The following is a 20,373-nucleotide window of genomic DNA, read 5'->3' on the forward strand; positions in this document are numbered from 1 at the left end:
CTAGCCGACAGGCTTGACTCATGTCCAACTCACTGTGGTCGGCATTGGCCCTGGTACTGGTGATTGAAGGCTTGCTCCCGTTGCTGAACCCTGCTGCATGGCGGCGGGTGTTCGAGCAAGCGCTTAGCCTGAGTGATGGCCAGCTTCGTTTCATGGGGCTGGGCTGCATTTTGGTCGGCTTGGTCTTTTTCTGGGTGCTGCCGTGACCGGAACCAGGCCTTTTTAAGCGCCAATTCCATTGGTTCAGGTGCAGATTCGTTCCGGGTCGAAATTTGGCCGTCAAATTGTCGCCAGACCCCGGTAAAATCCGGTTTTTAACCCCCTCCCCATTTCTTATGTCGTCTGCTTGGCTGCTGCCAGAGCACATTGCTGATGTCTTGCCTGCTCAGGCTCGACGCCTCGAAGAGTTGCGCCGAACCTGGTTGGACGCAGCGCGTGGTTGCGGCTACGAGTTGGTGATGCCTCCTTTGTTGGAGCACATCGAGTCCCTCCTGTCAGGCACCGGCCATGCGCTCGACCTCAAGACTTTCAAGTTGGTGGACCAACTCAGCGGTCGCACGCTGGGCGTTCGCGCCGACAGCACGCCCCAGGTGGCCCGCATTGATGCGCACCTGCTCAACCGTGACAGCCTGACCCGGCTTTGCTATTGCGGTCCGGTGCTGCACACGCGGCCCGCCAGTCCGCATGCCAGCCGTGAGCCCCTGCAATTTGGCGCTGAAATCTTTGGCCACGCAGGCCTGGAAGCCGACCTCGAAGTGCAAGAGTTGGCCCTCGAAGGCCTGCAAGCCATTGGGCTGAAAGGCCTGGTGCTCGACTTGGCTGATGTGCGCCTGGTTCAGGGTGTGCTGCAAGGCCTGGGCGTGGCCGACCGCCTGGATGCCGACACCCAAGATGCCTTGCTGGCCGCCTTGGCAGCCAAAGACGCGGCCACGCTGCGTGAGCTGGCCAGCCCTTGGTCACCACAAGCGGTTCAATCCCTGGTGGCCTTGACCCGTCTGTACGGAAGCGAAGAGATCCTGGCCGAGGCCCGGCGCGCGTTGCCCGACCATCCCCTGGTCCGCGCTGCGCTGGACGACCTGCAATGGTTGGTCACGAATCTGCGCCGCTCGCATCCCGAAGTGCGCATTGGTTTTGACTTGGCCGACCTCAGCGGTTACGCCTATTACAGCGGCTCCCGTTTTGCCGTTTATGGCGAAGGCCATGCCGATGCCCTGTTGCGCGGTGGACGCTACGATGAAGTTGGCGCCATCTTTGGGCGCCGCCGTCCGGCCGTGGGCTTCAGCCTTGATCTCAAAATCGTGGGCGATCTTTTGTCGGGCCGTGACGGCTCTCCGCCGCGTTCGGCGATCCGTGCCCCGTGGGGTGAGGATCCCGCATTGCGCCAAGCCGTGCGGCAACTGCGTCAAGAGGGGCACACCGTGGTGTGTGTGCTACCTGGTCATGAACACGAAGTCCAAGAGTTTGACTGCGACCGCGAACTGGCGCTGCTCAACGGACAGTGGTCGGTGCGTTCGCGCTAGTCATCATTCAGCAAGCCTCGATACCTCCGGCTTTTTTTGGAATTACAGGATTCAGTCATGCAAAGCTCAACCGCGTCGGCTCGTCCCCGCACTGCATCAACCGGCCGCAACGTCGTGGTCGTCGGCACCCAATGGGGTGACGAAGGCAAGGGCAAGGTCGTCGACTGGCTCACCGACCATGCCTCGGGTGTGGTGCGTTTTCAAGGTGGTCACAACGCTGGCCACACGCTGGTCATCAACGGCAAGAAAACCGCGTTGCAACTGATCCCCTCGGGCATCATGCGCGACGGCGTGGCCTGCTACATCGGCAACGGCGTGGTGGTCGATCCTGCCCACTTGCTGCTCGAAATCGAGCGCCTGGAAGCCGCGGGCCTGAACGTGCGCTCGCGCCTGTTCATCAGCGAATCCTGCCCGCTGATCCTGCCTTTTCACGTTGAAGTGGACAAGGCCAGAGAGTTGCTGCGCGAGTCCAGCGGCAACGGCAAGATCGGCACCACCGGCAAGGGCATTGGCCCCGCTTATGAAGACAAAGTGGCGCGCCGTGCACTGCGCGTGCAGGATTTGAAGCACCCCGAGCGCTTCGCCAAGAAGCTGCACGAACTGCTGGAGCTGCACAACTTTGCCTTGACCGGCTACCTCAACGGCACCGCGCTGGAATTCCAGCCCATCTACGACAACGCCATGAAGGCGGCCCAGCAGATCGTGCCCATGCTGGCCGACGTGGGCGTTCGTTTGCACGAGACCAACATCAAGGGTGGCAGCATCCTCTTCGAAGGCGCGCAAGGCACCTTGCTCGACATCGACCATGGCACCTATCCCTACGTCACGTCCAGCAACTGCGTGGCGGGCAATGCCGCGGCAGGTTCGGGCGTCGGCCCTGACAAACTGCACTACATCCTGGGCATCACCAAGGCCTACACCACCCGCGTGGGCAGCGGTCCCTTCCCGACAGAACTGGATTGGGAAGCGCCCGGCACGGTCGGCTATCACCTGTCCACCGTGGGCCAGGAGCGCGGTACCGTCACCGGTCGCGCTCGTCGTTGCGGTTGGCTTGATGCGGCGGCCTTGAAGCGCTCGGTGCTGATCAATGGCATCTCCGGTTTGTGCATCACCAAGCTGGACGTGCTGGACGGCCTGGATGAAATCAAGGTCTGCACTGGCTACCAACTCAATGGTCAGCGCGTGGACATCCTGCCGCTGGACGCCGACGAGATCATCGCCTGCGAGCCCATCTACGAAAGCTTCCCTGGTTGGGAGGGCACGACCTTCGGCATCACCGAGTGGGACAAACTGCCCGCCAATGCCCGCGCCTACCTGGAGCGCGTGCAAGGTTTCATTGGCGCGCCTATCGACATGGTGTCCACCGGCCCCGACCGTGACCACACCATCCTGCTTCGCCATCCTTACAAAGATGACGTGCTTTGAAGCGCAATCCGGCCATGGCAGCCAGCCCTAGCATTCGAGATCACGAGATAGGAGACCCCATGCTCACCGATGACGGCAGGCACTTGTATGTGTCTTGGGAGGAGTACCACCACCTGACCGAGCGCCTGGCGCTGCAGGTGCATCAATCGGGCTGGGAGTTCGATCAGATCCTTTGCCTGGCACGAGGCGGTCTGCGTCCAGGCGATGTGCTGTCGCGCATTTTCGACCGGCCTCTGGGCATCATGGCAACCAGCTCTTACCGCGATGACGGCGGCACCCTTCAAGGGCGCCTTGACATGGCTCAGTACATCACCATGCCCAAGGGCGAGTTGGCTGGCCGAGTGTTGTTGGTCGACGACTTGGCTGATTCGGGCGTGACCTTGCGCGCGGTGGTGGATCGCTTGCGCAGCATGCCGGCCATCACCGAATTGAAGTCGGCCGTGTTGTGGGTCAAAGGTGTGTCCAGCTACACGCCGGACTTCTTTGTGGAGACCTTGCCCACCAGTCCATGGATCCATCAGCCCTTCGAAGACTACGACACCTTGCGGCCTGATGCTTTGCTCAAGCGCTTCCCGGTTTGACTTCAGGCTGGATGGCGGTGTTCACGAAAGGCAACAGGCCGAGGGTCTGTTGCCTTTTTTCTTGCGCCCCGGTTTATCTGATCTTCAAGGACGATAAAAAAGCCGCATGATGTTATTCATGCGGCTTTTTTTGAATCTGGTGCCCAGGAGAGGACTCGAACCTCCACGGAGTTACCCGCTAGTACCTGAAACTAGTGCGTCTACCAATTCCGCCACCTGGGCAGGTGTTCAATCTTTTCGATTTTTTCAACCGATTTTCCAGCAAAATCAACCGCAGCATCTGGTGCCCAGGAGAGGACTCGAACCTCCACGGAGTTACCCGCTAGTACCTGAAACTAGTGCGTCTACCAATTCCGCCACCTGGGCCAGAAATCTGCAGCTTCCCTCGCTTTCAGCATCCGGAAATATGTTTCCGGCGCCAACTGCGAAGAGCGCAATTATAGCATCAAAATAAGACATATGACAACTCAAACACAACATTTAGTGAGCCTGATGAGTGAAATCGTCGGGACCGTGCATGGCCACCGTGATGGCCACGGTTTCGTGAGCACCGACGATGGCGAATCCACCATCTACATCCCGCCACAAGAGATGCGCAGCGTCATGCACCGGGACCGCGTCAAGGTCCGTGTGTTGCGCTTCGACCGCAAGGGTCGCCCCGAGGGACAGGTGCTTGAAATCCTGGAGCGCCGCAAAACACCCATCATTGGGCGCTTGCTGCATGAGGGGGGCGCCTGGGTGGTGGCGCCCGAAGATCGCCGTTTTGGACAAGACATCCTGATTCCTGCCAAGGGCATTGCCAATGCGGAGCCAGGGCAGGTTGTCTCGGTGGAGCTCACAGAATTGCCTTCGCTGCATGCCCAGCCGGTTGGCCGCGTGGTCGAGGTCCTGGGGGGCATCGACGACCCCGGCATGGAAATCGAAATCGCAGTGCGCAAGTACGAGGTGCCGCATCGTTTCAATGACGACGTGCTGGCGCAGGCCGCCAAGTTGCCTGAAAAGCTTCGCCCGGCTGATCGCAAGAACCGCATTGATTTGACCGACGTGCCGCTGGTCACCATCGATGGCGAAGATGCGCGCGACTTCGACGATGCCGTTTACTGCGAGCCCGCCAAGATCGGGCGCAGCAAAGGGCCGAATGGCTGGCGCTTGTTGGTGGCCATTGCCGATGTGAGCCACTACGTCAAGCCCGGTGAGCCGCTGGACCGCGATGCGTATGAGCGCGCGACGTCGGTGTACTTCCCGCGGCGAGTGATTCCCATGCTCCCGGAGAAGCTGTCCAACGGCTTGTGCTCGCTCAATCCCGAGGTCGAGCGCCTGTCCATGGTGTGCGACATGCTGGTCACGGCTGAAGGCGAAGTCCACGCTTACCAGTTTTACCCGGCTGTGATTTGCTCGCATGCGCGCTTCACCTACACCGAGGTGGCTGCCATCCTGGGCAACACGCGGGGGCCAGAGGCTCAGCGGCGTGCTGAGCTGGTGCCGCACCTGCTGGACCTGCACGAGGTGTACCGCGCGTTGCTGAAGTCGCGCGCGGTGCGCGGTGCGGTTGATTTCGAAACCACCGAAACGCAGATCGTGTGCGACGACAACGGCAAGATCTCCAAGATCGTGCCGCGCGTGCGCACCGAGGCGCACAAGCTGATCGAAGAGGCCATGCTGGCGGCCAATGTGTGCTCGGCCGACTTCATTTCGCGCGCCAAGCAGCCATCGCTTTACCGGGTTCACGAGGGGCCAACCCCCGAGAAGCGCACGCTGCTCAAGAACTACCTCAAGGCGCTCGGTCTGGGTCTGAGCATCAGCGACGACCCCACGCCCGGCGAATTCCAGGCATTGGCGCACGCCAGCAAGGATCGCCCCGACGCGCAGCAGATCCACACCATGTTGTTGCGCTCCATGCAGCAGGCCATTTACACGCCCACGAACAGCGGACACTTTGGCTTGGCCTACGAGGCGTACACCCACTTCACCAGTCCTATCCGCCGTTACCCGGATTTGCTGGTTCACCGCGTGATCAAAGCCCTGCTGGGCAGTGATCGCTACATCCTGAAACTGCCGCCGGTGCAGTCATCGCCGAGTTACTTCAAGGGGCGCCCGGGTGCCAAGGGCGGTGCGGCCCAGTCTGCCAAGGGGCTACCCAAGCCGCCCGTCAAGGTCGCGGCGCGCATCAAGCTGCCGCCAGAAGAGGCTGCTGCCTGGGAAACTGCGGGGATCCATTGCAGCTCGAACGAGCGGCGCGCCGACGAGGCCTCTCGCGACGTCGAAGCCTGGCTCAAGTGCATGTTCATGCGCGAGCGCTTGGGTGAGGAATATGGCGGTACGGTTAGCACGGTGACCAGTTTCGGCTTGTTCATTCACTTGGATGGCTTGTACGTCGAAGGGCTGGTGCACATCACCGAACTGGGTGGCGAGTATTTCCGCTTTGACGAGGCCCGCCAGGAGCTGCGTGGCGAGCGCAGTGGTTTGCGCTACGCCTCGGGTGCTCGCGTTCGGGTCCAGGTCAGTCGGGTCGATCTGGACAGCCGGAAGATCGATTTTCGCCTGGTGCGTGAAGGTGAGGATCAGCCCGCCAGTGGTGGCGGCGGAGGGGGGCGTCGTCGTCACCGCGGCGCAGAAGTTCCTGGGCGTGCTCCATTGGCCTCGGCTCAGGACGAGCTGGCGGATGTCCAGCGCCTGGACCGTGAAACCAAGCGTTCTGCCAAGCGGGCGTCTGCGGCGGGCAAGCCTGCGGGAGCCGCCTCAGGAAAGGGCGGCAAGTCGGCGCCTAACGGGCCGGTGGGGCGCAAGACTTCGCGAAAGCGCTGAGTTCCAGCGGTTGCGTGCGCGGCGGGTCCCGCCTTCGTGCTAAAATCTTGGGGTTTTTCCGAAATGGTTCGGATAAAACAATCTAAACCGCAAATCCCGAAGCCAACAAACCTCAGGTGTCGCAACCGGTGCAACAACGCATCGGTGTGATTTTTGATGGCTTCTAGACCCAACCTCTGGAGTTACTTATGGCAGTGTCCATGCGCGAAATGCTGGAAGCCGGTGTCCACTTTGGTCACCAAACCCGCTTCTGGAACCCCAAGATGGCTCCGTACATCTTCGGCCATCGCAACAAAATTCACATCATCAACCTCGAAAAAACGCTGCCCGCGTTCGAGGATGCCCTGAAGTTCGTGCGCCAACTGTCGGCTCGCCGCGGCACGATCATGATGATCGGCACCAAGCGTCAAGCCCGTGAAGCCGTGTCTTCCGAAGCTCAGCGCGCTGGCGTTCCTTTCGTTGATCAACGCTGGTTGGGCGGCATGCTGACCAACTTCAAGACGGTCAAGGGTTCGCTCAAGAAGCTGAAAGACATGCAGGCTCAGATCGAAGCCGGTGGCCTGGAACAACTGAGCAAAAAAGAAGGTCTGCTGTTCCAACGCGACCTGGCCAAGCTCGAAAAAGACATCGGTGGCATTCAGGACATGAGTGCTCTGCCTGACGCTCTGTTCGTGATTGATGTGGGTTACCACAAGATTGCCATCCTGGAAGCCAAGAAGCTGGGCATCCCCGTGATCGGCGTGGTTGACACGAATCACTCGCCTGAAGGCATTGACTACGTCATTCCCGGCAACGACGACTCTTCCAAGGCTGTGGCGATGTACGCCAAGGCCGTGGCCGATGCCGTGCTGGAAGGCCGTGCCAACGCCGTGAACGAAGTCGTGCAAGCCGTGGCTGCCGATGGCGACGAATTCGTGGAAGTCAGCGAAGCGGCTTGATCGCCTCTGACTGAGCACCACAGGGGCTGATTCAGCCCCTTTTTCACAACAGATTTCAGATTTACGGAGAAAGCATATGCCCGCCATCACCGCAAGCATGGTCGCTGAACTGCGCGCCAAGACCGACGCTCCCATGATGGAGTGCAAGAAAGCCCTGACCGAAGCCGAAGGCGATTCGGTCAAGGCTGAAGAAATTCTGCGCGTCAAGCTGGGTAGCAAGGCCTCCAAAGCTGCGTCGCGCGTGACCGCCGACGGCGTGGTCATGTCCTTCATCGACGGCACCAACGGCGCCCTGGTTGAAATCAACTGCGAAACCGACTTCGTCTCGAAGAACGACGACTTCCTGGGCTTCAGCAAGTCGGTTGCCGAACTGATCGCCAAGCAAAATCCGGCCGACGTGGCCGCGCTGTCGAACCTGGAAATCTCCGGCCAAACGGTTGAAGCCACCCGGGCGGCCCTGATCGGCAAGATCGGTGAGAACATCACCATCCGTCGTTTCAAGCGCTTCAGCGGTGACCAGAAGCTGGCCAGCTACCTGCACGGTGCGCGCATCGGCGTCGTCGTCGAGTACACCGGTGACGACACGGCTGCCAAGGATGTCGCCATGCATGTGGCGGCCATGAAGCCCGTGTCGCTGTCGTCGTCTGACGTACCTGCCGCCTTGATCGAGATCGAGCGCAGCGTGGCCACCGCCAAGGCTGCAGAGTCCGGCAAGCCCGCCGACATCGCCACCAAGATGATCGAAGGCGCTGTCCAGAAGTACCTGAAGGAAGTCTCCCTGTTCAACCAGGTCTTCGTGAAGGCCGCCGATGGCAAGCAAACCGTCGAGCAGTACCTGAAGTCGGCCAACACGGCGGTCACAGGCTTCACGATGTACATCGTGGGTGAAGGCATCGAGAAAAAGCAGGACGACTTCGCTGCGGAAGTGGCCGCCACCATGGCCGCCGCCAAGGGTCAGTAATTTTCGACCCGTCCGTGGGTTGTTTGAGGAAACTTAAGCGGCCCACGGTGACTCTGATTACAACAATTACTTAAGGACGTCTGCATGGCCGCCTATAAGCGCATCCTTCTGAAACTCTCCGGTGAGGCCCTCATGGGCGATGATGCCTTTGGCATCAACCGCGCCACCATTGTCCGCATGGTGCAAGAAATCCAGGAGATCACGAAGCTGGGATGCGAGGTCGCAGTCGTCATTGGTGGTGGCAATATTTTCCGTGGCGTCGCGGGTGGTTCGGTCGGAATGGACCGCGCCACAGCCGACTACATGGGCATGCTGGCCACTGTCATGAATTCGCTGGCCCTGGCCGACACCATGCGCCAGGAAGGCATGACCGCTCGGGTCATGTCGGCCATCAACATAGAGCAGGTCGTGGAGCCCTATGTGCGTCCCAAGGCTTTGCAGTACCTCGAAGAAGGCAAGGTGGTGATTTTCGCCGCTGGCACGGGCAACCCCTTCTTCACCACCGACACGGCCGCCGCTTTGCGCGGTGCCGAAATCGGTGCTGAGATCATGCTCAAGGCCACCAAGGTTGATGGCGTTTACAGCGCCGATCCCAAGAAGGATCCGCTGGCCACGCGCTACAGCACCATCACCTTCGACGAAGCCTTGATCAAGAATCTCCAAGTGCTGGACGCGACAGCGTTTGCGCTGTGCCGCGACCAGAATCTGCCCCTCAAGGTGTTTTCCATCTTCAAGCCCGGCGCCCTCAAGCGTGTGGTGATGGGCGAGGATGAAGGCACCCTGGTCCACGTGTGATCCGGAGCATTTCATGAGCATTGCAGACATTAAAAAATCCCTTGAGCAGAAGATGCTCAAAAGCATCGACTCCTTCAAGGGTGATCTGAGCAAGATCCGCACGGGCCGCGCCCACCCTGGCATCCTTGATCAGGTGCAGGTGGACTATTACGGCTCGCTGGTGCCCATCAGCCAGGTTGCCAATGTGACCCTGATCGATGCGCGCAACATCAGCGTGCAGCCTTGGGAAAAGGGCATGGGTGCCAAGATCGAAAAAGCGATCCGCGAATCCGACCTGGGCCTGAATCCTGCTTCGCAAGGTGACCTGATTCGCGTGCCGATGCCTGCGCTGACCGAAGAGCGCCGCAAGGACCTGATCAAGATTGTCAAGGCTCAGGCCGAAGACGCCAAGATTGCCGTGCGCAATCTGCGCCGCGATGCCAATGAGCAAGCCAAGCGCCTGCTCAAGGACAAGGAAGTCACCGAGGACGATGACCGCCGCTCGCAGGATGAGGTTCAGAAGCTGACCGACCGCGTGATCATCGAGGTCGACAAGTTGGTTCAGGCCAAAGAAGCCGAGATCCTGGCGGTTTGATCGGCTTTTCATTGATCTCGATGCAGTCTGAGGCGGTTTGACCGCCTCAATCTGTTTTGGAGCCAACATGGCCAAGCGCAATCCTTCCAACCTGACATCGGCCCCCCGCCACGTCGCCATCGTCATGGATGGCAATGGGCGTTGGGCTCGCAAACGCCTCATGCCCCGTGGCGTGGGCCACAAGGCCGGTGTCGATGCCTTGATCTCCGTGGTGCAGGCCTGCGCTGACCGCGATATCGACTACCTGACGGTGTTTGCATTTTCGTCAGAAAACTGGAAGCGCCCTGAGGAAGAAGTCTCTGGCCTGATGAGCCTGTTGCTGGTGGCCTTGTCCAAGCACATCGCCAAGCTCAAGGCCGATGGCGTGCGCATCCGCATCGCGGGTGACCTGAGCACCGTGGCAGAGAAGATCCGCAACGCTTTGCTGGATGCAGAAGCCCGCACCCGCGACAACAGCCGCTTGACCTTGACCGTGGCTTTCAATTACGGTGGCCGCTGGGACATTGTCCAGGCATGTCAGAAGGCGATGGCCGCGGGCTTATCGGCAGAGGCGCTGAACGAAACAGAGTTGTCGCGCTTCATGGCCATGAGCTATGCGCCCGATCCCGATTTGTTCATCCGCACGGGTGGCGAGGTTCGACTGTCCAACTTCCTGTTGTGGCAAAGCGCGTACGCCGAGTTGTATTTCACCGATTGTCTGTGGCCGGATTTCGATGCCGCTGAAATCGACAAGGCTTTGACGGCGTTCGCCATTCGCGAGCGGCGTTTTGGCGATGTCGGGGCTTCGGGTCAAGGCGAGGGCGCCGTGGGTGGCGCGGTTGACAAAGACGAATCCACGTCAGAGAGATTCTGAACATGCTCAAGCAACGCGTGATTACGGCGCTGATCCTCATGGCCATCCTGTTGCCTGCTCTGGCTGCACAGGCCCTGTGGCCCTTCGCCGCTTTGGGCTTGTTGTTCGTCAGCGCCGCAGGTTGGGAGTGGGCGCGCTTGAATGGGTGGCCGGGTGTGCGTGCCTGGGCCATGGGCGCTGCGGTGGCCGGGCTGGGCTTTGTCGTCGCAGAGGCTGTTCATCTGGATCCTTGGGGATGGTCTGACCCGAGCCTTGGAGGCGCGGCTGCCGCCCATGTCCACGTCTCCGGTCATGCATTGGCTGGTTTCGTGGTGCCTGCGGCAGTGTGGTGGGTCACTGGTGTCTTGTGGGTGCTGGGTGGGGCTTCGGCCCTGCGTTGGGGCACCGTGTACTGGAAGCAGTCACCTTCGGCTTTGCGTGCGCTGCTCGGGCTCGGCATCCTGGTGGTGGCATGGCTGGCTCTGACTGAAAGCAAGGCCCAAGGGCTCAATTTTCTGTTGTCGGTTTTCTGCCTGGTGTGGGCGGCTGACATTGGTGCCTATTTTGGTGGCCGTGCCTTTGGGCGCCGCAAGCTGGCCATCAGCATCAGCCCGGGCAAGAGTTGGGAGGGTGTTTGGTCCGGCATGTTGGCCGTGCTTCTGCTCGCGGTGGCCTGGATCGCGGTTGACCGCAGTTGGTCGGTTGATTCACCCAGCATGTACAGCCACCTGCTGTCGGGCTTGGGGCCCGTTGGCCTGGTGCTGAGCATTGTCTTCCTGGTGGGCATGAGTGTGGTGGGCGATTTGTTCGAGTCACTCATCAAGCGCCAGGCCGGTGCCAAGGACAGCAGCCAGTTGCTGCCAGGACATGGTGGGGTGCTGGACCGGATCGATGCCTTGTTGCCCGTGCTGCCTTTGGTGCTTGCTTTGATGTCCTTGTGCCATGGTTGACACCTCCATCCCCACGGGCCGTCGCCAGCGTCTGTGCGTGCTGGGTTCCACCGGTTCAATCGGAACCAACACGCTGGACGTGGTTGCCCGGCATCCGGATCGTTTCGAGGTGTTTGCCCTCAGTGGCGGGCGCCGCGTGGAGGAGTTGCTGGCGCAATGCGCGAAATGGCGTCCTCGGTTTGCCGTGATGTCACACGAGGATGCGGCGCAGCGTCTGCGCGAAGGCATTGCGCAAGCAGGTTTGTCGACCGAAGTGCTCAGCGGCGAAAAGGCCTTGTGCGACATCGCCTCTCATCCTGAAGTTGACGTCGTGATGGCAGCCATCGTGGGCGCGGCCGGTTTGGCCCCTTGCCTGGCGGCGGCGCGTTCGGGCAAGCGTTTGCTGCTGGCCAACAAGGAGGCTTTGGTCGTGGGCGGTGCCTTGTTCATGAGCGCGGTGGCCGAAGGTGGCGCAACCTTGCTGCCCATCGACAGTGAGCACTCGGCCATCTTTCAATGCTTGCCGGAAGATGTCGGCACCTGGGCCGAACGCATCGACCACATCGTGCTGACGGCGTCGGGGGGGCCCTTTCGCCAGCGGGACCCAGCCACCTTGCGCGATGTCACGCCTGATCAGGCCTGTGCCCACCCCAATTGGGTCATGGGCCGCAAGATCTCGGTCGATTCGGCCACGATGATGAACAAGGCGCTGGAGGTGATCGAGGCGCGCTGGCTGTTTGGCCTCAAGCCCGACCGAATCAAGGTGGTCTTGCACCCGCAAAGCATCATCCACTCGATGGTGGTGTGCCGTGACCGCTCGGTGCTGGCGCAGTTGGGCACACCGGACATGCGTGTGCCCATTGCTTACGGCCTGTCGTGGCCGAATCGGATCGAGTCGGGGGCTGATTTACTTGACTTTACCCGCCTGTCCGCCTTGACCTTCGAAGAGGCTGACGCACACCGTTACCCGGGGCTTCAATTGGCCTGGGACACCCTGAATGGCCCTGCAGGCAGCACCTGTGTGCTCAATGCGGCCAACGAAGTGGCGGTGGATGCTTTCCTGACCGGGCGCATCCGCTTTGACCAGATTCATGTGGTCAACGCCCAAAGTCTGGTCGATTGCGGGGTAGAGTCCGGCTGCTGCGACAGCGTCGACGGTCTGCTGGCGCTCGACGCCAAGGCCAGGCGCATCGCCCAGGTGATTTCATCTGGCTTGAGCCGCTGATTTAACCGGAGCCTTGCCATGTTGTTGACGGTGTTGGCATTTTTAGTGACCATCGGTGTGCTGGTGGTCATCCATGAATACGGGCATTACCGTGCGGCCTTGGCATGCGACGTCAAGGTGCTGCGGTTTTCCGTGGGCTTTGGGCGCGTGCTTTGGCGCCGTATGCATGGTGAGACCGAGTTCGTGGTGTCGGCGCTGCCGCTGGGCGGCTATGTGAAGATGCTGGACGAGCGCGAAGGCGCGGTGGCGCCCTCAGAATTGAGCCGCGCGTTCAACCGCAAGCCGCTCAAGCAACGGGCCTTCATCGTGGCCGCCGGGCCAGCGGCCAATTTGCTGCTCGCGGTGTTGCTGTATGCCTGCGTCAATTGGGCTGGCGTGCAGGAGCTGCGCCCCTGGATGGCGCAGCCCAAAGCCGAAAGCCTGGCCGATCAGGCTGGCTTACAGGCGCGAGATGAAATCCTGTCGGTCGCCCAGGTGGGCGCTGACGACGCCTCCGAGGAGGGCTGGCAAGCCATCCGCTCGATGAGCGATTTGCAGTGGCAGTTCACCCAGGCCGCTTTGGCGGGGCGCGACTTGCGCCTGCAGGTCAGCCACAACGCTTCTGGCACAGGCGAGCCACAGCAGCGCGGCAGCCGCACATTGACCTTGGCGCTGAGCCGGATTCCGGCGGCCGATGTGGACGCCAAGTTGCTGGACCGCATTGGCCTGACGGGGCCGTTTGTCGAACCGATCATTGCCCAGGCCATCGCCGGTGGTCCTGCCGAGCGGGCTGGCCTGAAGGCGGGTGATCGCATCTTGCAGATCAATGGCCAGGTGCCCACGGACGCCGCCCAATTGCGGCAACTGATAGGTGCCAGCCACGATCAGGGGCAGATCAAACCTATCCAGTTGAAGGTGCTTCGCGGTGGGCAAAACCTGGACATCACCGTCACCCCGGCCATGAAAGACGTGGACGGCAAGCAGCTGGCGCGCATTGAGGCCGGCATCGGATCGCCGCCTGCGGTTGTCGATGTGAGCTACGGGCCACTTGAGGGCTTGACGCTCGCGCTCAACCGCACCTGGGACGTCTCTCGCATGAGCCTCGAAATGCTGGGCAAGATGGTGGTGGGGCAGGCTTCGCTGAAAAATCTCAGCGGGCCTTTGACCATTGCCGATTACGCGGGGCGCTCGGCCGAAATGGGTTGGGTACATTACCTGGGTTTTCTGGCGCTGGTCAGCGTCAGTCTGGGCGTGCTCAATCTGCTGCCACTGCCGGTTCTGGATGGCGGGCACCTCATGTATTATCTTTTTGAAGGACTCACCGGCCGACCCATCTCAGAAGTATGGATGGAGCGGTTGCAACGCGGTGGCGTGGCCATCATGCTCACCATGATGTCACTTGCCCTCTACAACGATTTGGCCCGAATGTTGGGCTCGCACTGATCTTTGCATGCAATTCCCTTCCAAGACTGTCCATCGGTTCAAACCGACCCTGGCCGCCGCGCTCATCGCTGTGACCATGTTCCACACCGCCGCTTTCGCGGTGGAGCCCTTCGTGCTCAAGGACATCCGTGTCGAGGGCCTGCAGCGGGCTGACGCGGGCACCGTGTTCGCCTCTTTGCCTTTCCGGGTGGGGGACACCTACACGGACGACAAGGGCTCGGCTGGTTTGCGTTCGCTGTTTGCCACGGGGCTGTTCAAGGACGTGCGCATCCAGATTGATGGCAGCGTGGTCGTGGTGGTCGTGGAAGAGCGCCCGGTCATCTCCAAGGTCGAATTCGTGGGCACCAAGGAGTTCGACAAAGACAACCTGGTCAAGGCGCTCAAGGACATCGGCATCGGCGAGGGCCAGCCTTTTGACCGCGCCCTGGCCGACCGCGCCGAGACCGAGCTGAAGCGCCAGTACCTGTCGCGCAGCCTGTACGGCATTGAGGTTGTGACCACCATCACCCCGGTGGACCGCAACCGTGTCAACGTGACCTTCAGCGTGACCGAAGGCGAAACGGCCAAGATCAAGAGCATCCGGATCACCGGCGCCAAGGCGTTCTCTGAAAGCACCTTGCTGTCGCAGATGGACCTGACCACGGGCGGTTGGCTGACTTGGTACACCAAGTCCGACCAGTACGCGCGGGCCAAGCTGAACGCCGACCTGGAAACGATCAAGGCCTATTACCTGAACCGTGGCTACCTGGAGTTCCGGGTCGAGTCCACCCAAGTGGCCATCTCGCCAGACAAACAAGACATCTCCATCGCCATCAATGTGACGGAAGGCCCTCGCTACACCGTGACCGGCGTGAAGCTGGAGGGTGATTACCTGGGCAAGGACGAAGTCTTCCGCTCCCTGGTGGCCGTCAAGCCGGGCGATTCCTACCGCGCTGAAGACATCGCCACAACCACGAAAGCATTCACCGACCGATTCGCGGCCTTTGGCTATGCCTTCGCCCGCGTAGATTTCCGCCCCGAGTTGAACCGCGACAAAGGCACGGTCGTGGCCGTGTTCAGTTCGCAGCCGCAACGTCGCGTGTACGTGCGCCGGGTGAACGTGGCCGGCAATTCGCGCACGCGTGATGAAGTGATCCGCCGCGAGTTCCGTCAGTTCGAATCGGCGTGGTACGACGGCCAGAAGATCAAGCTGTCACGCGACCGCGTGGACCGCCTGGGCTATTTCAAGCAAGTCGGCATCGACACGGTGGAAGTGCCGGGTACGCAAGACCAGGTGGACCTGACCATCACGGTGGAAGAAAAGCCCACCGGCAACCTGATGCTGGGGGCGGGTTTCTCCAGCGCCGAAAAGTTGTCCCTGACCGCCTCGATCAAGCAAGACAACATCTTTGGCACCGGCAACTACCTGGGCGTTGAAGTCAACACCAGCAAGTACAACCGCACGTTGGTGGTCAGTACGGTCGATCCGTACTTCACCGATGGCGGCATTTCGCGTGCGGTGGACGTGTTCTACCGGACTTCACGCCCGCTGAGCAGCCAGGGGGGCGACTATGAAATCGTGACCCCTGGTGCCACCATCCGTTTTGGCGTGCCTTTCACCGAATTCGACACCGTGTTCTTTGGCCTGGGCGCTGAACAGACCACCATCAAGGGCGAGGTGGGGTTGCCTGACAACTACAAGACGTACCGCCGCAACTTCGGCGAAAGCAGTTTGTCGATCCCATTGACGGTGGGCTGGGCTCGTGATTCACGCGATAGCACGATCGCGCCCAACCAGGGCCGTTATCAACGCGTCAACATGGAGTGGGGTGTGGCGGGCGACACGCGCTACTTGCGCGGTGATTACCAGTTCCAGCAGTATTTCCCGCTGACCAACCGTTTCACCTTTGGCTTCAATGCCCAAATTGGCTACGGTGTGGGCTTGGCGGGGAAAGAGTACCCCTTCTTCAAGAATTTCTATGGCGGGGGCCTGGGCACGGTGCGGGGTTTCGAACAAAACTCGCTGGGCATGCTCGACAATACGGGCGCCTACATTGGGGGCACCAAGCGCATCAACATCAATAACGAGTTGTATGTGCCATTCCCTGGGGCTGGCAATGACCGCACCCTGCGCTTGTTTGGATACCTGGACGCTGGTAATGTCTGGGGCAGTGAAGAGCCTATCAAGCTGGATGATTTCCGCCTGTCCATGGGCGTAGGCGTCAGCTGGGTCTCACCGGTGGGGCCGCTTAAACTCAGCTACGGCCAGCCTTTCCGCAAGTTCGATGTGGATAAAATCCAGAAACTCCAGTTCCAGATCGGTACCGCATTCTGACCATGAAATCCGTCCTCAAGACCCTGATGGTCACCGGTTTGCTGGTGGCCGCGGCCACGGCCTCAGCCCAGGAATTCAAGATTGGTTACGTCAATCTTGACCGTGTCCTGCGTGACGCTACGCCTGCCAAGGCCGCACAAGCCAAGCTGGAGGTTGAATTCAGCCGCCGCGAGAAAGAGTTGACCGAAACGGCTCAGCGCATCAAATCGGCCTCTGACAGGTTCGAGAAAGACGCGCCCACCTTGGTCGAGGGTGAGCGGGGTCGCCGCCAACGCGACTTGGTGGAGCAAGACCGCGAGTTCCAACGCAAACGCCGTGAGTTCCAGGAAGACCTGAACCAGCGCAAGAACGAAGAATTGGCCTCAGTGCTCGACCGCGCCAACCGCGTGGTCAAGCAAATTTTTGATCAGGAAAAATACGACCTGATCGTTCAGGAGGCCGTGTTTGCCAGCCCGCGCGTGGACATCACCGACAAGGTGATCAAGTCCCTCAACACCGCGCTTGGCAAGTGAGCCGGGCGGTCAACCCGACCGGCTCGACGTCCATGGTTCAGCTCGGTCAGATCGTCGCGGCACTGGGTGGTGAGTTGTTGGGGTCGGCAGCTTTACCGATTGCCCGCATCGCGCCGATCGAGCAGGCACAAGCTGACACGATCACCTTCCTGGCCCACCCCAAATACCGAGCCCAGCTGGCCAGTACTTCGGCCGGTTGCGTGATCGTGTCTGGCGCGTTGAAGGCGGAGGCCGCAGCCCGTGGCGCGGTCATCGTCACGGACGATCCTTACCTGTACTTTGCCAGGCTGACGCAGTGGTGGGCCAGCCGCACGCGCCCTCAAGCGCCAGCCGGTGTCCACCCCAGTGCCGTGATCGACCCAAGCGCCAGCTTGGGTGAGGGCGTCAGCATTGGTCCCTTGGTGGTGGTGGAGGCCGGTGCGGTCATTGGTGCTGGCGCGGTGATCGGGCCCCACTGCGTGATCGGGCGAGGCGCCCGCATTGGCGCGGGCACTCGTTTGGCCGCCAGTGTCAACATCGGCTTTGATTGCAGGATTGGCGAGCGCTGCCTGTTCCACAGCGGTGTGGTGATTGGGGCCGATGGCTTCGGCTTTGCCCCAACGCAGGGCCGCTGGGAGAAAATCGAACAGTTGGGCGCCGTGCGCATTGGGGATGACGTCGAGATCGGCGCCAATACCTGTGTGGACCGCGGCGCCTTGGGCGACACCGTCCTAGGCGATGGGGTCAAGCTCGACAACCTGGTCCAGATCGGGCACAACGTCCAGATCGGCGCACACGTGGCCATGGCCGGTTGCGCTGGCGTGGCGGGCAGCGCCGTCATTGGCGCGCATTGCACCGTGGGCGGTGGCGGCATGGTATTGGGTCACCTGACGCTGGCCGAAGGGGTGAATGTCTCGGCCGCCACGTTGGTCTCGCGGTCCATTCACAAACCGGGGCTGTACAGTGGCGTGTTCCCCTTCGATGACAATGCATCGTGGGAAAAGAACGCCGCGACATTGCGCAATCTGCATGCCCTGCGCGAACGCGTTCGCGCCTTAGAGAAACAACAGAACAACCATGATGATGGACATCCACAAGATTCTTGAAAAGCTCCCGCACCGCTACCCCATGCTGCTGGTGGACCGTGTGCTGGAGATTGAAAAGAACGTGCGCATTCGCGCGGTCAAGAACGTGACCTTCAACGAACCCTTCTTCCAAGGCCATTTTCCGGGCCGCCCGGTGATGCCTGGCGTGATGATGCTGGAAGCCCTGGCACAAGCTGCCGGCATCTTGGCGTTTGAAGGCATCGGTGCCAGTGCCGACGAGAAAATGGTGTACTACTTCGTGGGCATCGACAACGCACGTTTCAAGCGGCCGGTTGAGCCGGGCGACCAGTTGATTCTGGATGTGACGATTGACCGCCATCGCGCTGGTATCTACAAGTTCAATGCCAAAGGCTGGGTGGGTGACGAGTTGGCCGTTGAGGCACAACTGATGTGCACGCAGCGCACGGTGGGTTGAGGCGAGGGCGCAGCAACATGGCGAGCATTCATCCCACTGCGGTGGTCGATCCCCAGGCGCAACTGGGCGACACCGTCAGCGTCGGACCGTACACGGTCATCGGTCCCCACGTGCGCATTGACGAGGGCACCACCGTGGGCCCGCATTGTGTGATCGAAGGCCACACCACGATTGGCCGCGACAATCGGATCTTCCAGTTCGCTTCATTGGGGAGCAGTCCGCAAGACAAGAAGTACGCCGACGAGCCCACCCAACTGGTGATTGGCGACCGCAACACCATCCGCGAGTTCAGCACCTTCAACGTGGGCACGGCCCAGGATGAAGGCATCACACGCCTGGGCCATGACAACTGGATGATGGCCTACACCCACCTGGCGCACGATTGCCAGGTCGGCAACAACACCATCTTTGCCAACAACGCGCACATTGCCGGCCACGTGCATGTGGGCGATTGGGTCATCCTGGGTGGCTTCACCTGCGTTCACCAGTTCGTCAAGATTGGCGCTTATGCGATGACCAGCATGGCGACGGCTTTGGGCCAGGATTTGCCGCCTTTCGTGATGGCGCAGGGCAACATGGCCGAGGCACGCGGCATCAATCTGGAAGGATTGCGCCGCCGTGGTTTCGGCCCCGAGCGGCTCAAAGCGGTCAAGGAAATGCACCGCGCCTTGTACCGTCAGGATCTGACGCTGGAAGAAGCCAAGGGCCGCATCGCCGAGCTGGGCACCACCCACCCCGAGGCCCGGCAGGACGTTGATTTGATGATCAACTTCCTCGTGGCGTCCACCCGCGGCATCGTGCGCTGAGCGCACCTCTGGAGCCGTTTTAATGAGTGGATCTGCTGCGCCCAAGGTGGCCATGGTGGCTGGCGAAGTCTCGGGTGACTTGCTGGCCGGCCTGCTGATGGGTGGGCTTAAAGCGCGCTGGCCCGAGTTGAGCGCCATGGGCATTGGTGGCCCCCGCATGGTGGCACAGGGCTTCGAGGCCTGGTGGCCTTGTGAGAAGCTGTCCGTTTTCGGATTTGTCGATGCGCTGCGCCACTACAGCGAACTCTCCGGCATCCGTCGGCAACTGGGCGATCGCCTGTTGGCGCAACGCCCGGATGTGTTCATCGGTGTCGATGCGCCTGATTTCAATTTCGGGCTGGAAGCTCGCTTGAAGGCCCAGGGCGTCAAGACGGTTCATTTCGTGAGTCCGTCGATCTGGGCATGGCGGGGTAAGCGCATCAACAAGATTGCCCAGTCCACCGACCACATGCTGTGCATGTTCCCGTTCGAGCCTGAGCTGTACGCGGCCAAGAACATCCCGGCCACGTACGTGGGCCATCCGCTGGCCGATGCCATCCCGATGGAGCCACCGTGCGAGGCCAGCCGCCAGAGCCTGGGTTTACCGCTGGATGCACCCGTGCTGGCAGTGTTGCCCGGCAGTCGACGCTCCGAGATCCAGTACATCGCGCCCACGTTCTTGCAGGCCGTGACCGAACTGAGCCACCAGCGGCCCGACATGCGTTTCGTGATGCCTGTGGTGCCGAGCTTGCGGGACATGGTGCTGCCGTTGGTGGCCCAGTACGCGCCCAATGCCAACATCCAGCTGCTGGATGGCCGTTCGCACGAGGCCTTGGCCGCCTGCGATGTGACCTTGATTGCCAGTGGCACGGCCACGCTGGAAGCCGCGCTGTTCAAGCGTCCCATGGTGATTGCCTACCGCGTCAGTGGCTTAAGCTGGCAACTGATGAAGCGCCTGGGTTACTTACCCTGGGTGGGTTTGCCCAACATTTTGTTGAAGGACTTCGTGGTGCCCGAGCGCCTTCAGGACGCGGCCACCCCCCAGCAACTGGCCGCCGATGTACTGGACTGGCTGGACCACCCGGCCAAGGTCTTGGCGGTTCGCCAGCGTTTCATTGAGCTGCACCACACCTTGCGGCGTGATACCGCCCGTTGTGCCAGCGAGGCCATTGCCCAAATCCTCGAGGACGGTCGCCGTGCCTAAGCCAAAGCAACCCACCGAACCGCAGCAACTGGGCCTGCAATGGCAGGTGGC

General features: G+C 61.1%; 19 protein-coding genes and 2 tRNA genes. 19 read left to right on the forward strand and 2 right to left on the reverse strand.

Translation table 11 applies throughout. The annotated features are described in order from the left end of the window. Positions 1-20 precede the first annotated feature (20 nt). The 4 genes from PSV38_RS05905 (at position 21) to PSV38_RS05920 (ending at position 3,526) form a co-directional block, all read left to right on the forward strand. Positions 21-206 (forward strand): DUF2065 domain-containing protein, encoded by a 186-nt coding sequence (locus PSV38_RS05905; RefSeq protein ID WP_300545895.1) that lies wholly within the window; start codon positions 21-23, stop codon positions 204-206. A gap of 129 nt (positions 207-335) precedes the next feature. Then, positions 336-1,520, forward strand: coding sequence for an ATP phosphoribosyltransferase regulatory subunit (locus PSV38_RS05910; RefSeq protein ID WP_300545897.1), 1,185 nt, complete (start codon positions 336-338; stop codon positions 1,518-1,520). A 57-nt stretch (positions 1,521-1,577) separates the two neighbouring features. Next, positions 1,578-2,945, forward strand: a complete 1,368-nt coding sequence (locus PSV38_RS05915) for an adenylosuccinate synthase (protein WP_300545899.1) — start codon at positions 1,578-1,580, stop codon at positions 2,943-2,945. Positions 2,946-3,004: 59 nt separating this feature from the next. Beyond that, positions 3,005-3,526 carry a phosphoribosyltransferase gene (locus tag PSV38_RS05920; protein ID WP_300545901.1) on the forward strand — a complete coding sequence of 174 codons (522 nt, stop codon included), beginning with the start codon at positions 3,005-3,007 and terminating at the stop codon, positions 3,524-3,526. Between the two features lie 137 nt (positions 3,527-3,663). On the opposite strand, the gene PSV38_RS05925 is transcribed toward PSV38_RS05920, so the two are convergent. Together PSV38_RS05925 and PSV38_RS05930 are read right to left on the reverse strand one after the other, a co-directional pair. Beyond that, positions 3,664-3,748 (reverse strand) — tRNA-Leu (locus PSV38_RS05925). Positions 3,749-3,807: 59 nt separating this feature from the next. After that, positions 3,808-3,892, reverse strand: a tRNA-Leu gene (locus tag PSV38_RS05930). Positions 3,893-3,985: 93 nt separating this feature from the next. Here PSV38_RS05930 and rnr point away from each other — a divergent pair. The 15 genes from rnr to lpxB all read left to right on the forward strand — a co-directional run bounded on the left by rnr (position 3,986) and on the right by lpxB (position 20,322). After that, positions 3,986-6,331, forward strand: coding sequence for a ribonuclease R (gene rnr / locus PSV38_RS05935; protein WP_300545902.1), 2,346 nt, complete (start codon positions 3,986-3,988; stop codon positions 6,329-6,331). A 188-nt stretch (positions 6,332-6,519) separates the two neighbouring features. Then, positions 6,520-7,269, forward strand: a complete 750-nt coding sequence (rpsB, locus tag PSV38_RS05940; RefSeq protein WP_300545903.1) for a 30S ribosomal protein S2 — start codon at positions 6,520-6,522, stop codon at positions 7,267-7,269. 76 nt (positions 7,270-7,345) lie between these two features. Beyond that, on the forward strand, positions 7,346-8,230 hold the full coding sequence (gene tsf / locus PSV38_RS05945) for a translation elongation factor Ts (protein WP_300545905.1): 885 nt from the start codon (positions 7,346-7,348) through the stop codon (positions 8,228-8,230). 84 nt (positions 8,231-8,314) lie between these two features. Further along, on the forward strand, positions 8,315-9,025 hold the full coding sequence (pyrH, locus tag PSV38_RS05950; protein WP_300545907.1) for a UMP kinase: 711 nt from the start codon (positions 8,315-8,317) through the stop codon (positions 9,023-9,025). Between the two features lie 13 nt (positions 9,026-9,038). Then, positions 9,039-9,599, forward strand: a complete 561-nt coding sequence (gene frr / locus PSV38_RS05955) for a ribosome recycling factor (RefSeq protein WP_300545909.1) — start codon at positions 9,039-9,041, stop codon at positions 9,597-9,599. Positions 9,600-9,666: 67 nt separating this feature from the next. After that, entirely contained in the window at positions 9,667-10,452 is a 786-nt protein-coding gene (gene uppS, locus PSV38_RS05960; RefSeq protein ID WP_300545911.1) for a polyprenyl diphosphate synthase, read from the forward strand. A gap of 2 nt (positions 10,453-10,454) precedes the next feature. After that, positions 10,455-11,381 carry a phosphatidate cytidylyltransferase gene (locus PSV38_RS05965; protein WP_300545912.1) on the forward strand — a complete coding sequence of 309 codons (927 nt, stop codon included), beginning with the start codon at positions 10,455-10,457 and terminating at the stop codon, positions 11,379-11,381. Further along, positions 11,374-12,585, forward strand: a complete 1,212-nt coding sequence (ispC, locus tag PSV38_RS05970; protein WP_300545913.1) for a 1-deoxy-D-xylulose-5-phosphate reductoisomerase — start codon at positions 11,374-11,376, stop codon at positions 12,583-12,585. The genes PSV38_RS05965 and ispC overlap by 8 nt, the downstream gene beginning before the upstream one ends. An 18-nt stretch (positions 12,586-12,603) precedes the next feature. After that, positions 12,604-14,007, forward strand: coding sequence for an RIP metalloprotease RseP (gene rseP, locus PSV38_RS05975; protein ID WP_300545915.1), 1,404 nt, complete (start codon positions 12,604-12,606; stop codon positions 14,005-14,007). 76 nt (positions 14,008-14,083) lie between these two features. Next, positions 14,084-16,321 carry an outer membrane protein assembly factor BamA gene (gene bamA / locus PSV38_RS05980; protein ID WP_300546039.1) on the forward strand — a complete coding sequence of 746 codons (2,238 nt, stop codon included), beginning with the start codon at positions 14,084-14,086 and terminating at the stop codon, positions 16,319-16,321. 2 nt (positions 16,322-16,323) lie between these two features. Next, complete coding sequence (locus PSV38_RS05985; protein ID WP_300545917.1) at positions 16,324-16,833, forward strand: OmpH family outer membrane protein; 510 nt, start codon at positions 16,324-16,326, stop codon at positions 16,831-16,833. A gap of 32 nt (positions 16,834-16,865) precedes the next feature. Next, on the forward strand, positions 16,866-17,918 hold the full coding sequence (lpxD, locus tag PSV38_RS05990) for a UDP-3-O-(3-hydroxymyristoyl)glucosamine N-acyltransferase (RefSeq protein ID WP_300546040.1): 1,053 nt from the start codon (positions 16,866-16,868) through the stop codon (positions 17,916-17,918). Beyond that, on the forward strand, positions 17,893-18,333 hold the full coding sequence (gene fabZ, locus PSV38_RS05995; RefSeq protein ID WP_300546041.1) for a 3-hydroxyacyl-ACP dehydratase FabZ: 441 nt from the start codon (positions 17,893-17,895) through the stop codon (positions 18,331-18,333). Before lpxD ends, fabZ begins: the two co-directional genes overlap by 26 nt. A 17-nt stretch (positions 18,334-18,350) precedes the next feature. Then, a complete protein-coding gene (gene lpxA, locus PSV38_RS06000) occupies positions 18,351-19,139 on the forward strand; it encodes an acyl-ACP--UDP-N-acetylglucosamine O-acyltransferase (protein ID WP_300545918.1) in 789 nt (262 codons plus the stop codon). 22 nt (positions 19,140-19,161) lie between these two features. Further along, positions 19,162-20,322: a lipid-A-disaccharide synthase gene (gene lpxB / locus PSV38_RS06005; protein ID WP_300545919.1), complete on the forward strand. Its 1,161-nt coding sequence runs from the start codon at positions 19,162-19,164 to the stop codon at positions 20,320-20,322. The last annotated feature ends 51 nt before the right edge of the window (positions 20,323-20,373 follow it).

Origin of the sequence: Aquabacterium sp. (genome assembly GCF_029946005.1) — a bacterium.
In the GTDB taxonomy this organism is placed as follows: Bacteria; Pseudomonadota; Gammaproteobacteria; order Burkholderiales; family Burkholderiaceae_C; genus Aquabacterium.

What these genes read in the sequence shown, in the direction of transcription:
- PSV38_RS05920 (WP_300545901.1), top strand. Translation starts at nt 3,005, where the DNA reads ATGCTCACCGATGACGGCAGGCACTTGTATGTGTCTTGGGAGGAGTAC.
- PSV38_RS05965 (WP_300545912.1), top strand. Translation starts at nt 10,455, where the DNA reads ATGCTCAAGCAACGCGTGATTACGGCGCTGATCCTCATGGCCATCCTG.
- fabZ (WP_300546041.1), top strand. Translation starts at nt 17,893, where the DNA reads ATGATGGACATCCACAAGATTCTTGAAAAGCTCCCGCACCGCTACCCC.
- rnr (WP_300545902.1), top strand. Translation starts at nt 3,986, where the DNA reads ATGACAACTCAAACACAACATTTAGTGAGCCTGATGAGTGAAATCGTC.
- PSV38_RS05985 (WP_300545917.1), top strand. Translation starts at nt 16,324, where the DNA reads ATGAAATCCGTCCTCAAGACCCTGATGGTCACCGGTTTGCTGGTGGCC.
- pyrH (WP_300545907.1), top strand. Translation starts at nt 8,315, where the DNA reads ATGGCCGCCTATAAGCGCATCCTTCTGAAACTCTCCGGTGAGGCCCTC.
- bamA (WP_300546039.1), top strand. Translation starts at nt 14,084, where the DNA reads ATGTTCCACACCGCCGCTTTCGCGGTGGAGCCCTTCGTGCTCAAGGAC.
- PSV38_RS05915 (WP_300545899.1), top strand. Translation starts at nt 1,578, where the DNA reads ATGCAAAGCTCAACCGCGTCGGCTCGTCCCCGCACTGCATCAACCGGC.
- rseP (WP_300545915.1), top strand. Translation starts at nt 12,604, where the DNA reads ATGTTGTTGACGGTGTTGGCATTTTTAGTGACCATCGGTGTGCTGGTG.
- ispC (WP_300545913.1), top strand. Translation starts at nt 11,374, where the DNA reads ATGGTTGACACCTCCATCCCCACGGGCCGTCGCCAGCGTCTGTGCGTG.
- lpxA (WP_300545918.1), top strand. Translation starts at nt 18,351, where the DNA reads ATGGCGAGCATTCATCCCACTGCGGTGGTCGATCCCCAGGCGCAACTG.
- lpxD (WP_300546040.1), top strand. Translation starts at nt 16,866, where the DNA reads ATGGTTCAGCTCGGTCAGATCGTCGCGGCACTGGGTGGTGAGTTGTTG.
- frr (WP_300545909.1), top strand. Translation starts at nt 9,039, where the DNA reads ATGAGCATTGCAGACATTAAAAAATCCCTTGAGCAGAAGATGCTCAAA.
- PSV38_RS05905 (WP_300545895.1), top strand. Translation starts at nt 21, where the DNA reads ATGTCCAACTCACTGTGGTCGGCATTGGCCCTGGTACTGGTGATTGAA.
- lpxB (WP_300545919.1), top strand. Translation starts at nt 19,162, where the DNA reads ATGAGTGGATCTGCTGCGCCCAAGGTGGCCATGGTGGCTGGCGAAGTC.
- PSV38_RS05910 (WP_300545897.1), top strand. Translation starts at nt 336, where the DNA reads ATGTCGTCTGCTTGGCTGCTGCCAGAGCACATTGCTGATGTCTTGCCT.
- tsf (WP_300545905.1), top strand. Translation starts at nt 7,346, where the DNA reads ATGCCCGCCATCACCGCAAGCATGGTCGCTGAACTGCGCGCCAAGACC.
- uppS (WP_300545911.1), top strand. Translation starts at nt 9,667, where the DNA reads ATGGCCAAGCGCAATCCTTCCAACCTGACATCGGCCCCCCGCCACGTC.
- rpsB (WP_300545903.1), top strand. Translation starts at nt 6,520, where the DNA reads ATGGCAGTGTCCATGCGCGAAATGCTGGAAGCCGGTGTCCACTTTGGT.